Annotated in this window: 11 protein-coding genes and 2 pseudogenes; 6 read left to right on the top strand and 7 right to left on the bottom strand. The window is 54.5% G+C overall.

Features of this window, described 5'->3' with window-relative positions; all coding sequences use genetic code 11:
- Positions 1-58: 58 nt before the first annotated feature.
- A pseudogene (locus QTO30_RS21535) lies at positions 59-1,180 on the top strand (ArdC family protein).
- 276 nt (positions 1,181-1,456) lie between these two features.
- Here the strand turns inward: QTO30_RS21535 and QTO30_RS21530 are convergent.
- The 4 genes from QTO30_RS21530 to QTO30_RS21515 are packed head-to-tail and all read right to left on the bottom strand — an operon-like array spanning position 1,457 to position 4,113.
- Positions 1,457-1,858, bottom strand: a complete 402-nt coding sequence (locus QTO30_RS21530) for a hypothetical protein (RefSeq protein ID WP_340426238.1) — start codon at positions 1,856-1,858, stop codon at positions 1,457-1,459.
- A gap of 24 nt (positions 1,859-1,882) precedes the next feature.
- Positions 1,883-2,329: a DUF1772 domain-containing protein gene (locus tag QTO30_RS21525; protein ID WP_340426237.1), complete on the bottom strand. Its 447-nt coding sequence runs from the start codon at positions 2,327-2,329 to the stop codon at positions 1,883-1,885.
- A 10-nt stretch (positions 2,330-2,339) separates the two neighbouring features.
- On the bottom strand, positions 2,340-3,659 hold the full coding sequence (locus QTO30_RS21520; RefSeq protein ID WP_340426236.1) for a ferredoxin reductase family protein: 1,320 nt from the start codon (positions 3,657-3,659) through the stop codon (positions 2,340-2,342).
- Positions 3,628-4,113, bottom strand: coding sequence for a signal transduction protein (locus QTO30_RS21515; protein ID WP_340426235.1), 486 nt, complete (start codon positions 4,111-4,113; stop codon positions 3,628-3,630). The genes QTO30_RS21520 and QTO30_RS21515 overlap by 32 nt, the downstream gene beginning before the upstream one ends.
- Before the next feature lie 81 nt (positions 4,114-4,194).
- Here QTO30_RS21515 and QTO30_RS21510 point away from each other — a divergent pair, with 81 nt between their 5' ends.
- The gene (locus QTO30_RS21510; protein WP_340426234.1) at positions 4,195-4,632 is read left to right on the top strand and encodes a MarR family winged helix-turn-helix transcriptional regulator; all 438 of its coding nucleotides are present in this window, start codon (positions 4,195-4,197) and stop codon (positions 4,630-4,632) included.
- Between the two features lie 493 nt (positions 4,633-5,125).
- The gene (locus QTO30_RS21505; RefSeq protein ID WP_340426233.1) at positions 5,126-6,352 is read left to right on the top strand and encodes a GTP-binding protein; all 1,227 of its coding nucleotides are present in this window, start codon (positions 5,126-5,128) and stop codon (positions 6,350-6,352) included.
- Positions 6,353-6,355: 3 nt separating this feature from the next.
- Here QTO30_RS21505 and QTO30_RS21500 read toward each other — a convergent pair whose 3' ends face one another.
- From QTO30_RS21500 to QTO30_RS21490, 3 genes are read right to left on the bottom strand one after another with little or no spacing between them, the layout of a single operon-like run.
- Complete coding sequence (locus tag QTO30_RS21500) at positions 6,356-6,574, bottom strand: hypothetical protein (protein WP_340426231.1); 219 nt, start codon at positions 6,572-6,574, stop codon at positions 6,356-6,358.
- Between the two features lie 6 nt (positions 6,575-6,580).
- Positions 6,581-7,576, bottom strand: a complete 996-nt coding sequence (locus QTO30_RS21495; protein ID WP_340426230.1) for an arsenic resistance protein — start codon at positions 7,574-7,576, stop codon at positions 6,581-6,583.
- A 22-nt stretch (positions 7,577-7,598) separates the two neighbouring features.
- Entirely contained in the window at positions 7,599-8,738 is a 1,140-nt protein-coding gene (locus QTO30_RS21490; RefSeq protein ID WP_340426229.1) for an NAD(P)/FAD-dependent oxidoreductase, read from the bottom strand.
- 146 nt (positions 8,739-8,884) lie between these two features.
- Between QTO30_RS21490 and QTO30_RS21485 the strand changes: the two are divergent.
- The 3 genes and pseudogenes from QTO30_RS21485 (at position 8,885) to QTO30_RS21475 (ending at position 11,931) form a co-directional block, all read left to right on the top strand.
- Positions 8,885-10,096 (top strand): annotated as a pseudogene (locus QTO30_RS21485) (GTP-binding protein).
- Positions 10,093-10,746: a DUF1826 domain-containing protein gene (locus tag QTO30_RS21480; protein WP_340426228.1), complete on the top strand. Its 654-nt coding sequence runs from the start codon at positions 10,093-10,095 to the stop codon at positions 10,744-10,746. Before QTO30_RS21485 ends, QTO30_RS21480 begins: the two are co-directional and overlap by 4 nt.
- Before the next feature lie 21 nt (positions 10,747-10,767).
- Positions 10,768-11,931 carry an S-(hydroxymethyl)glutathione dehydrogenase/class III alcohol dehydrogenase gene (locus QTO30_RS21475; protein WP_340426227.1) on the top strand — a complete coding sequence of 388 codons (1,164 nt, stop codon included), beginning with the start codon at positions 10,768-10,770 and terminating at the stop codon, positions 11,929-11,931.
- Positions 11,932-12,583: the final 652 nt, after the last annotated feature.

Raw genomic sequence — 12,583 nt, 5'->3', positions numbered from 1 at the left:
CTGGTATTTGGCGATGACCTAATCAGGCTTGTCCAGTTCGAGCGTCCTAACCTCTGACATGATCCATTTGTGGAAGTGGTTTGCCGTCTGGTCGATGCCAAATCTCCTCCGTTTCATCCCCGTGCGAGCTAGGGATCGCGGGTTTGACGGACGCCGCCAATCGCGCAATGGCCTGCCCGCTCCATTCGCTACCGCTCCCGTGTTGGCCATGCGCGGGAGGCTATTGGCCTCCGTCATTTCCTTCCGCGTCCCGCACGGGGACGAGAAACAGGAGGACATCATGGCAAACCGACCCGACATCTACACCCGCGTTACCGCAAAGATCATCGCCGACCTCGAGGCAGGCACGCCGACATGGCAAAAGCCCTGGAGCATCGACAACCTTGCTGGCCGTATCACCCGGCCCCTTCGCCACAATGGTATCGCTTACCGTGGTCTCAACATCATCCTACTCTGGGCTGCATCCGTTGCCAGTGGTCACACCAATGCGACCTGGATGACCTATCGCCAAGCGCTTGAACTCGGTGGCCAGGTCCGCAAAGGCGCAAAGGGTGAGCTAGTCGTTTATGCCGACACTTTCCGCAAAACCGAGACCGATGATACCGGCCAAGACCGCGACATCAAAATCCCCTTTATGAAAGGCTACACGGTGTTCAACGTCTCGCAGATCGAGGATTTGCCAGAGTCATATTACGCCGCACCAGAACCGGTTCTTGATGCACCGGAGCGCGATGAGCAGGCAGAGGTATTTTTTGCAGCAACGGACGCCGATATCCGTCATGGGGGCAATCGGGCTTACTATGCTGTGGAGCCGGATTACGTGCAGATGCCGCCATTTGAGTGCTTCGAGACGCAAGAGGCGTACTTCTCAACACTTGGACACGAAATGACCCACTGGACGCGCCACGCAACCCGGTTGAACCGTAGTTTTGGCCGCAAACGTTGGGGCGACGAAGGCTACGCGCAGGAAGAGCTTGTGGCCGAATTGGGTGCAGCGTTTCTAGCCGCTGATCTTGGGCTGTCGCTAGAACCGCGATAAGAGCATGCGGCCTATATCGACAACTGGCTCCGTGGTCTCAAGAACGACAAGCGGTTCATCTTTCAAGCAGCAGCGCATGCGCAGCGCGCGGTGGACTATTTGCATAGTTTTCAGGCGAAACCTGATGGGGTCGCTGCGTAGGTGGCTTTATCCGACTGATCGGTTTCCGGACGTTTGGGTCGAGTAGACTAAGGTCGGCGCTCGGGACAAACCGGACTCGTTCAGTCGCGGCTATTGCTAACGCAGCATTTGCTCGAATTAACGGCTCTTTGTCTTTTCAAATTAAGTCGATATCGCAATAGTGGTCATTCGTGTCCGATACACCAGCTCCATCCTATTCCCTGCTTTGCGGATTCACAAATGACCGCTTCACGATCAAATAAGGGTTCTTGGTTGCTCCGGAGCAGTTGTATGGCCTCACTTTCGCATACTGACGTTCAAAAAGAAAATCAGGGAAATAATTAAGCCGGTCAAGAGAGCCGCTACCCCACCCACCAATGCGCCAAACGAATAGAAATCACTCATGCTAAACAACCATGCGATCAGTGCGGCGACGACGGCCCCAATTCCAAGACGAATTGGCAGGTTGAACGCAAATGGTTGCGCTCCTTTGTGGCCGGACTCATCAGCAAAAAATCTCCCAACAGTGCTGCGGATCGTACCGCCAAGAGGAACGGTCAGGAACGCCGCCAAGAAAATCCCCCAGAAACCGCTAAGTCCGAGCGACTTTAGGATCACCGCTATGATGGCCCCCGCGATCGCCACACCGAGATAGATGGCGAAGAACATCATTGATACGTTAAAAGGTGCGTCTTTCATGTCGTTTCTTTCTTTGCGGTGTTGTCATGTTCGGATTGCCATACATCCAATTGCTGCCGCGATAAAGGCGAATACAATACGGAGATAGTGCAGGTTGATCCACTGGTTGAGCTTTTCTGCAACAGCCTCTACAGGCACTTGCCCACTAGCAAAAGCTGAATTTGACGGCACGAAGTAGGCAAAAGTGAGGGCCATGACGATGATTATGCAGCCTAGGCTAAGACCCCACAACAACCTGTCAGGTAATTGCCAACCAATCACAAGCGATCCAATCAACCCGATCAAGGTAGGCGCAACAATCAGCGGAATCGTATTGGAATTAAACTTACCGTTTGCCGCAAACCACTCTAGAAACTCTGCCGGTGGCAGGCTTCGCCAGTAGGTTCCGAGTGTCACCCCGATGCATAACATAACGCCAGCAAATCCAGCCGATCCGCAAATCGCAAGAATGTTAAAAGTTGACCCCCACATCGGTAATCTCCTATCTAAATTCAAAGGCTTCGGTGTGAATGCGATTTCTCGACACACCTGCCTTTTTGAGATCGTTGGATATTCCGTCGATCATAGGTTTTGGACCACACAAGAAGAACTCATATTGCGCGAAGTCATCAGGCAGGTTTTCCTTCATCTTATCGACACGCGCAAACTCCCCACGTTCAGAAAAGAGCGGTATCACTTTGACATTGCCCAACTCTTTGGCGCGGTCTTTCAGCTCATCAAGAAACAATGCGTCTGGTTCTTCACGGGCGGCATAGATCAAGTGAATGTCACGAGAGTCGTCTTTGGGCATCGCACGCATCTTCGACAAAAACGGGGTCAGACCAATACCTCCAGCTACCCACACCTGTTTTGGTCCCGCAATCGTCGCATCGAAACGACCATATGGTCCACGCACAAGTACGTCTCCGCCAGGCCTTAAGTCTTCTCGAACTTTTCGGGTCCAGTCACCTAGAACCTTCATCGTGAACCGTAATTGATTTTCGTCGGGCGAACTTGAGATCGTGAACGGATGTGGTTCGTTCCAATTCGAGCCTTGCACTTCCACGAAGGCAAACTGTCCCGGTTTGAAATCGAGCATTTTTCCTACGGGTTCCATCACCACTTCGGTCGCTCTTTCCAGTGCATTTACCGCTGTAATCTTAAAGGGAAGTGCGGTGCGCCGGTTCATTCCAAAAATCGAATAAATCAAGGAAATTACGCCGATGACCGCGGCCACGATCAGCAGGAAGCCAGACGGGCTAACTTGCTGAAAGAAGATGCCCGGTGCCGACATGAAGTGACCTATGACAAGGACGTAAACCAATGCCATAGACTTGTGGGTCGGTCGCCAGCGTGAATACCGGATTTTTCGGTTGAGCGCGACAAACAAACCAATCACCAGCACGATCAAAGCTAGCATCCCGAGGTTTGCCGAAGGGAAGGTCAGGTTCGCCACAATGTCGGCACCTTCCGGCAGGTCCTTCGGCACCCCAAAGAAATGTACGAGGGCAAACAGTGCAGCAAAGACACCTGCGACACGGTGCACCTGATACATGCGATCCAAACCGCCGAACAAATCCTCGAAGACCTCAAGCCTGGTAGATAGCACCACCGAAGACGTCATCAAGAGAAACGCAATCCCGCCCAACAACGTGGTTCCCGTTGTGCGTAGCCCATGACCATCTGGCGCAAAGCCAAGATGAAGAAGGACGAAGAGGGCTATCAGCCCCGATATCAAATACACGCCTTGTTGTTTCAACACTCCCAATACCCCCTTTTGGTCCTTTGTCTTATTGACCGGTGATCGCGGCGCGGTATGCAATGTTCACGACATAGCCGGAGAGAAACTCGTCTCGGGTCAGTAATGCGTCACCATCAAGGTCGGCGCGGCGAAAATCAGCGATCATTGACTGGTGGTATTCCCTGCGACCGATCGTGCCATCGCCGTCTCGATCCCAAAACGCAAAATGTATTCTTTGGGCGGTCTCATAGGCGCGCTTCTGATTCGCTTCGTCTGCGAACTGGATGAAACCAAAATCAAAAACAGTAAATTCTTCAAAGTCAAGCGACAGATTTTCATCGCTGTCCATTGATACAAAAATCGTGTCTTCGAAGTTCACAAACTCTCCCGAGTCTATGATGCCGTTAGGGTGTTCCTCGATGGACCCAAAGACTGTTTCCGCAAGGTCACGACCAGGCGTGGTTTCTGTTTCTTGACTGACCGCTATTGTGGCCATCACAGAGAGCATTGTCGTGATGAGAAAGATTTTTTTCATGGTGTCTGCCTCCTAGAACTAAATTGCATAGCTAGCTATGTAAATCTATACCAATCGAGTGTCAACTGTTAGGCGCAGAGTATGTCGTTTCGAAGAATGCAATCCCTAGGGTATCTCACAAATCATCTTGCGCGCTTGTTCGCTCAAGAACTCGCGCTACAGATAAAGCCTCTCGGGATTGTACCTGGTCAATTTCCAGCATTGTTGGAACTTTATGAACAGGATGGGCAGACGCAAAAAGCGTTGGTTGAGAAGCTCGATGTGGAGCAAGCGACAATGGCCAATACGCTCAACCGTATGGAACGTGATGGGCTTGTCGAGCGTCGGGATCACGCGGCTGATGGCAGAGCAAAGACAATACACCTCACAGCAAAATCGCAGGCAATTCAGAGTGAGGCTTTCGCAGCGGCTCGGGCCGCAAACATGAAGGCCATGTCGGGATTATCCCCAGACGAACAGCGACAAATGATAGGCATTATGCAGCGAATGATTGCGTCTCTAAAGAACGCTAATTCTTGAACCATTAACCTGTTTTCAACTTAAGCCCGCTGCTCAGTGAACAATGACCGCTTCTTGCTTCTCGATAGGGCATCAAGATCAGTGCAACTGCAGCATTTTCCGTGATGTGAGCGCGTGTAGCGTATAAATTAAACTTGCAGTTCGGGCTCAGAGCGGACTTGCGGCGTTGCGGCAAGCTAGTTCTAGACCTAGATGACTGCAACGCGGACAGACCCAACCTTGGGTTTTTGAGCATTGCTGACGCAGCATCCTTTTGCGCCTGCAGCGTATGTTCTGTTGCAGCGCGGAACATGTCATCATTGCGGCCGTTCGCGAGGCTCGATTTTGGCCGCATCGACAGCGCAATGACTGCAATTGGATCGGAGCGGTTTCAAACTTCTCCATTCAATAGAGGATTGGTTGGTCGTCAGAGCCTCCAGACAATTATCCCAGTCCATTGTGTTTTCCGATTTCGGCCTCCTCAGAATGTTACTATGTAACACTAGACAGCTATTTGCAGGAAAAACGGATGCCCATAGACACCACGATTCTAAACGGCTTTCTTGGCGCGGGCAAAACGACATTGATGCAGAGCCTTCTGGTTCAAGCGCGAGACCTGAACAACGTTACTCTCGGTGTCATCGTCAATGAGATGAGCACGTTGGATGTGGACGGTTCTGTGCTCGACACCAGTGAAGTTATCTCGCGCAGAAGTCCGCATTTCGCTTCGATTCCGGGAAAAGTATCAGCAGTGAAGAGGGGCTCCGCCAGTTTCGCGAGGCGGTCGAAAAAGTTCTCGCGGATGGAAAGGTCACGCACCTTATCATTGAAACCTCTGGCAGTACCCACCCTTGGCCGCTGTTGGAAGCCATCCGCGCACTGCCTCAGCTGCGCTTGCACGGATTTTTGTCTGTCGTGGACACCGTGGTTTTACGACAGGACCATGATTTCGGGCGGGCGATCCACCCGGTGGCCAGCCAAAACCTGGCGGCTGGCTAAGCGCGGTGTCGCGAACCTGCTCGCCGAACAGGTCATGTTTGCCAATCGCCTGCTGCTGAGCAAAGCCGACAAGGTATCGCGTGACGTGCTGCAACAGGTGGCTGAAGCTGTGCATCCGCTCAATCCCCGCGCCGATGTACTGGCTATGCAATGGGGCAACGTGAGCCTGGAAAAGGTTCTGGCGATGCCGCTCTACGATTTTGAAAGAGTAAAAGCGTTTGGGAAGGAGCTGACCGAATGGGAGGCCGAACACAGTGCCGCGCCCATCGCTCAGCCAGAAACCTATAAGATCGGTAACCGGGTTCTGCGCGACCCGCGACCCTTTCATCCGCAGCGGCTCTACAACGTGTATACGCAAGCTCTTGGGATCGGCATCTACCGCAGCAAAGGCTTCTTTTGGCTGCCAACGCGCGACAACCTGATGCTACTATGGAACCAGACCGGTGGTAGCGTCGGGCTGGAGATCGTGAATTACTGGCGGATCAGCGCACTCGAAGACGGCAGCTTGAACTTGTCGGACTGGGAGAGAGACGCAATGCGCGCCAAGCTCACCGAGGCGCATCCCGATTTTGGCGACCGACGATGCCAATTGACAGTGATCGGGGACGAATTGGAGCTTGATAAGTTTGTCGAGGCTTTGCAGACGTGCTTTTGTACTGATGATGAGATCGCGGCCTGGCAGGCGGGCGAAGACTTCGCAGATCCTTGGCCCAAATCTGTCGCGACATTGCGTGCGAAGTAGATCCTAATCCTGAGACAGCTCTTTTGCAGCCTGCTCAAACCACGCCAAGGTGCGCGCGTGATGCGCTGCGCCCCAACGATTGATAAACTTTTCGGTTTGATAATCGGTGTGATCATGCAGGGCGGTGAGGCGTTCGGCGACATAGTCTGATGTGAGTGGAATTCCGCACTTTATAGTGATGCAGTGTTTCCAGTCTTCGTATGAGGTTGGTACGAGGGACATGTTGTTTCACCTTTCAGGTCTGATCTTTAGCAGTAACTGGTAGAGCGCGGTCAGCAGCGGTATCTCGACCAGCATGGCTGCAACAATGACGGCCAATATCAACGGCTGATCCGGGACTGCGATGGCGGTCAGGGCGAGCATTAAAGGCCCGTTTCGGGCGGCCATGGTCATAGAAAGCAAAGCGCGTTGCGGGTACTTCAATTCGCCCAGGCGCGATAAAACCTCGCCGACGGCAAATGTTGCAATGAAAAAGAAGAGCACCGCCGCAGCGACCATCGCCGCCACATCCAATTGCCCCGCGATGTCACCGATATGCATTGCAAAGATCTGAAATATCAGGGCTGCTAGCACGAAGTTCAGGCCCCGGCTTACCCAAGACATAACGGCCACACGCTGCTGCATTGGCAGAAGACGCTCTGCGGCGCATCGCGCCCCTTGGGCTGCAATCATTGGCACCAAAAACCATTGCAGCAGACTTGTCGACATCGGGGAAAGATCAGCCAGCCCGGCTCCGTTCGCAAACAGCCACAGCCAAAACGGGAACAGCAGAAGCTGGGTGATGATGTTGACGGGAATGAGCGTCGCGCCCAGTTCGGTGTCGCCTTTGGCCAAGCGTGCAAACCCAAGAAACCAGTCCGTACACGGCGCGAGGAAGTAAATCATCAGCCCGGCAAAGAGCACGGGGTGGTCTGAGAAGAAGAGGCTCGCGATGCACAATCCGACGATTGGAATGATCAGGAAATTCGCGCTCCATGCCATTGCCAGGAACCGTATGTTCGTAACGGCACTGAACAGTGAGCTGAGACGCAGCTCGAAGAACAGCAAAAAGATCATCAAGAGGAGCGTAATGTCGATGCCCCGCGAAAGTGTCGCGCTGGAGGCCGGTGACATCACGCCAACAAACCCGCCAAGCGAGATCGCACCAAGCAAAAACACGGACGTGCTGAACGACGCAGGCGTGTCGTCATTCCTGTTTGAAATGGCTGGGTCTTGTAGGGTCATCGCGCCAACGCTCCGTTCCGCCTTAGCACAGGCATTTGTCGTCATCGCAGCAGGTTAAATCGTCGAGGAACATGTTGTTTTCGTAATACATCTCCAAGACGGATGTATCCGCGCCCATCCGCGCGGCGATGGCGCGCGCAACCACTGCAAAGCGCTGGCGAAACTTGTAGATGAAGCAAAACAGATGTCCCTGATGCGAGACTTCGGGCCCGACAAGAAACAAGCCCGGCATTGCGGTTGATTCATCCTGCGCGGTGAGAAGGGGCACCCCATCTTCCCCGTATTCAAACCATTGGGACACCCGCTGTGTCCCGCCAACAAACCCTGTAGCCAACACCGGCGGCCCATCAGAAAGCCAAGACCGGCCATCCGCCGCCAGAATATGCGCCCCGCTGCCTTCCTGTTCTAAGGCGATGACTTCAACATCCGGCAGAAGTGTTATGGAAAGGCACCTGCGGAAGGTGTCGAGGCGCTGCTGCGTGTAGGGTGAGAGGCTTCGACTTGGATCTTTGTCCCCGTCCAACCAGGGGGCGCCGCGGTCCAGGACAATGACATTCTTGCCCTTTTGGGCAAGTCCAATGGCTGCGTCGATGCCGCTTTCGTAGCCCCCTATAACAAAGACTTCGTCTTCTTCGATATCGTCCCAGCTCTCGACCGTGCCGTAGTGCCGTCCAAGCTCGGACCCCAGCAAACCTGCATCGGTTGGCGCGCCAAAATGCCCGCAGGCCCAGATGACATAATCCGCTGTCACCGGGCCCCTGCTGGTTTCTAGTTTGAAGGCATTGTCGACGGGTTCAACTGCGCGCACATCGATGCCGCATTGGACATTTACGCCAAACATGTCAGCCGCTTGGTCAAGGTATTGCGCATATGCCGCACCGCTTGGATGCTCGCTGCGCAACGACCAGCCCGGAGAGCTGTCAAAGCTGATTGCGTTCAGGTCTGTGACGCCGAAGACGTTGCCTGGAAATGACGGGGTGAGCAGCCGTGTTTCTTTGGGCCAGTCGCGAAAACTCTGCCCGATTTGTCCGCGTTCGAACACCCATACATCTGGAATGGCCAAATCGCGCAAAACACGCGCAACCCCGATACCCGCAGGTCCGGCGCCCACAATTGCGACCGAGAGGTGATCAGGAAAGCCTGTTTCTGCATCGCAGATCATCGGTTGGATCGTCCTGTTTTTGGGTTCGGCTGGGACCACAAATCCGGGCTATATGGTTTGAGACAAACTTATGTAACTCTGACAGTTGCATATCTCGCCCAACTCGTATGTTATATTATAACATCAGATACAAGCCGGAGTTTTCCATGCTAGACCAACGCCTCCCCGTCACAGTGCTTTCCGGATTTCTCGGAGCCGGAAAAACCACCCTTCTCAACCGTGTGCTCAACAACCGCGAAGGGCGCCGCGTCGCGGTGATCGTAAACGATATGTCCTAAGTGAACATTGACGCAGACCTTGTGCGCGCGGACAACGAGCTCAGCCGGACCGACGAAACGCTGGTGGAGATGTCCAATGGCTGCATCTGCTGCACGTTGCGTGATGATCTGCTGGACGAGGTGCGACGCCTCGCCGGAGAGGGCCGCTTTGACTATCTGCTGATTGAATCCACCGGCATTTCCGAACCCCTCCCCGTGGCCGCGACTTTCGATTTCCGCGACGAAAATGGCGACAGCCTGTCTGACGTGTCGCGCCTCGACACGATGGTAACGGTGGTCGATGCCGTGAACCTGACAGCGGACTATTCCAGCCAGGATTTCCTAAGTGATCGCGATGAAACGCTGGGCGAAGAGGACGAGCGCACCTTAGTCAACCTGCTGGTTGAGCAGATTGAATTTGCGGATGTGGTGATCCTGAACAAGGTGACGGATGCTGGCCGCGAAAAGGTCAATGCAGCCCGCCAGATCATCCGGTCCCTCAATGCAGACGCCAAGATCATTGAGACGGACCATTCGAATGTTGCCAGCGATGCGATCCTCGATACGGGGATGTTCGACTTTGAAAAGGCGCATGAGCATCCGATGTGGGCCAAAGAACTCTACGGCTTTGCGGACCACGTGCCAGAGACCGAAGAGTATGGCGTTGCCAGCTTTGTCTATCGTGCCCGCCAACCCTTTGAGCCAGAAAAAATCCTGAATGTTCTCAAAAGCGATTTGCCGGGTGTGATCCGTGCCAAGGGGCATTTCTGGATTGCGACCCGCCCTGGTTGGGTGGCCGAGTTTTCCCTGGCCGGTGCACTGTCGTCGATCCAACCGCTGGGCACCTGGTGGGCGTCGGTGCCCCAAGACCGCTGGCCGACCCATGAAAGCGCGCGCTCCTATATGGCGGAGCATTGGCAAGAACCCTGGGGCGACCGGCGTCAGGAATTGGTCTTTATCGGTGCAGGGATTGACTGGTCTGCATTGAAGGCGTCCCTGGATTCTTGCCTGGTGCCCGAGCATCTGGCCCCGGGTCCCGACGCGCTGCCCGACTTGCCCGACCCATTCCCCGCTTGGAGACGTGCGCAGGAGGCCGCATGACACTTCACCAAAACCTGGTTGCTGCGCAAAGCGTTGGTGTCGCTCTGTCGACGACGCCCAAGGGTCTCACCTCTATCAAGGACCCTGCCTGCTCTGCGGCAATTTGGAAACGGGAACCTTTGAGACGTTTTCAAACATGGATTGACAGCCTTAATCCCAAGGATTTGCCCCGCGCGCGGATCATGTTGCGTGCAGAAATGGTGCGCGACGCCATGACCGACCTCACTGAGGCGTTTGGGTTGGCGGATTGCGCAGAACGCACAATGTTGATCGATGACATTGCCGCGCTTGCGGCCATGTTTTCCAGTATCATGGACAGCCGTTACCTTCGGCTTCGGCTCGATGTGGTGACGACCAATGCCTGCCGCAAATTCCATATCGACGCCGTGACGGCGCGTTTGCTCTGCACCTACCGCGGAAAAGCGACGCAATACGGAAACGGCACCAAGGGCGAGAACCCTCAGCAAATCCATGACCTGCCGACGGGCAGCCCCATGATTTTGCGTGGGACGGACTGGCCAAGTGCCGCAACGCCCGGCCTTTTGCATAGATCGCCACCGATTGAAGGGACTGGCGAGACGCGTCTCGTCCTCGTCCTCGATCCGATCACAGATATTGAGTCCGATGAAACTTACGGACACGTTCACTGAGCCTTTGAGGGAGGACACCACATGAAAACGCGTGCAGCCATCGCATGGGAACCAAACCGACCATTGGAAATCGAAGAGATTGATCTGGAAGGCCCCAAAGAAGGCGAAGTCTTGGTGCGGATCGTCACCACGAGCCTGTGTCATACAGATGTGTTTACATTGTCAGGCGAGGACCCAGAGGGTCTTTTCCCTTGTGTTCTGGGCCACGAAGGCTGCGGGATTGTGGAAGACATCGGCAAAGGCGTCACATCCGTCAAACCCGGTGACCATGTGATCCCCCTCTATGTGCCCGAGGATCCCAACTGCCCTTATATCCAATCGGGAAAGACCAACCTTTGCCAGACCATCCGCGCAACGCAGGGTGCCGGTGTGATGCCGGATGGAACATCGCGCTTTTCCTACAAGGGCAAGGAGATCAAACACTATATGGGGACAAGCACCTTTAGCGAATACACGGTGCTTCCCGAAATCTCGGTTGCCAAGATTTCGAAGGACGCGCCGCTGTCCAAGGCGTCTGTCATGGGGTGTGCCGTTCCGACAGGCATTGGGGCGGTCCGGAATACAGCCAAGGTCGAGCCGGGTTCAACGGTCGCTGTTTTCGGTCTCGGCGCTGTTGGGATGGCCGTCATCCAAGGGGCTGTTTTGAAAGGCGCGTCTCGGATTATCGGCGTTGACGTAAATCCGAATAAATTTCCGCTGGCCAAGTCGCTTGGCGCGACCGAATGCGTGAACCCCAAAGATTACGCGGCTCCGATCCACGAAGTCCTGATCGATATGACCAACGGTGGTTTGGACTATACGTTCGAAGCGGTTGGCAATGTTGACTTGATGCGTTCTGCTTTGGAAGCCTGCCACAAAGGGTGGGGCGAATGCACTGTCATCGGTGTTGCGGGTGCGGGTCAGGAAATCTCCACCCGTCCTTTCCAATTGGTGACTGGTCGCGTCTGGCGCGGTACGGCGTTCGGTGGCGTTCTGGGCCGCAGTCAACTGCCTGGAATGGTCGACGAATGGCTGCGCGGTGATTTCAGAGTCGATCCCTACATCACGCATCACATGAACCACAATCAGATCAACACGGCGTTTGACTTACTAAAGGCGGGGCAGTCAATCCGATCTGTTATTCATTTCCAACCGAATGAGACGATGACCGTGAACTCCCTACCGGGGCAGATTGTTCCCGAGTAAGCTGTTAAGATGGATCGGCAAACGGGGTGTTGCGACTACCCGCAACACCCTTTGGTGCACTTCTGGTTAGAAACCAGTAACAGATCGTTTTCGGCAATCTCGAATTCCCCGGTGAGCGTCCGGATCGGCACTCCAAGGACCTCCGAAATCCGCTCAACCATGTCTGGATCAAGCATCATTGCGGAAGAGATCTCGATCTTTGCGAGCTTCCTCTCCGTCAGGCCAGAGAGCTTGGCCAGCTTTGGACGCCCAATCTTGCGGGCCTTTCGAATTGTTTTGCTCCGACCGGGCTATATCGCGATGGATTGCATCAGCTTAAGTCTCTGCGCACCCGCAGCTTGGCCCGCAGTCGCAGTCCGAACAGGTGCACTTGTCGCCACAACAGCAAGTGCCATCGGTTGGCCTGTTCTGGGAGCACCCACACTTTGATGAACATTGGTCGCAGGCGCATCTGTCAGCATCGTTCATAATGAGTTCCTTCCATTGAGGTATCCAAGGCAGCCAAGATGCCGTCCATTTACGATAAACCTTAACACTGAGCGCGCCCAGTGAAAGCGTGTTGATCCACTGACGCAACTGGAAGTACCACGGCCGATCACAGTCTTTGCAGCATTTTGCACCCTGGGCTCAGCACCAACCAACCCCGAATAAG

Source organism: Yoonia sp. GPGPB17, assembly GCF_037892195.1.
In the GTDB taxonomy this organism is placed as follows: domain Bacteria; phylum Pseudomonadota; class Alphaproteobacteria; order Rhodobacterales; family Rhodobacteraceae; genus Yoonia.
The sequence above is the reverse complement of the archived record's forward strand: the minus strand, read 5'-3'. Positions and strand labels throughout refer to the sequence as shown.

Coding starts and splice junctions, on each gene's coding strand:
- QTO30_RS21530 (WP_340426238.1), bottom strand. CDS start 1,858: ATGAAAGACGCACCTTTTAACGTATCAATGATGTTCTTCGCCATCTAT.
- QTO30_RS21525 (WP_340426237.1), bottom strand. CDS start 2,329: ATGTGGGGGTCAACTTTTAACATTCTTGCGATTTGCGGATCGGCTGGA.
- QTO30_RS21515 (WP_340426235.1), bottom strand. CDS start 4,113: ATGAAAAAAATCTTTCTCATCACGACAATGCTCTCTGTGATGGCCACA.
- QTO30_RS21510 (WP_340426234.1), top strand. CDS start 4,195: ATGTCGTTTCGAAGAATGCAATCCCTAGGGTATCTCACAAATCATCTT.
- QTO30_RS21500 (WP_340426231.1), bottom strand. CDS start 6,574: ATGTCCCTCGTACCAACCTCATACGAAGACTGGAAACACTGCATCACT.
- QTO30_RS21495 (WP_340426230.1), bottom strand. CDS start 7,576: ATGACCCTACAAGACCCAGCCATTTCAAACAGGAATGACGACACGCCT.
- QTO30_RS21490 (WP_340426229.1), bottom strand. CDS start 8,738: ATGATCTGCGATGCAGAAACAGGCTTTCCTGATCACCTCTCGGTCGCA.
- QTO30_RS21480 (WP_340426228.1), top strand. CDS start 10,093: ATGACACTTCACCAAAACCTGGTTGCTGCGCAAAGCGTTGGTGTCGCT.
- QTO30_RS21475 (WP_340426227.1), top strand. CDS start 10,768: ATGAAAACGCGTGCAGCCATCGCATGGGAACCAAACCGACCATTGGAA.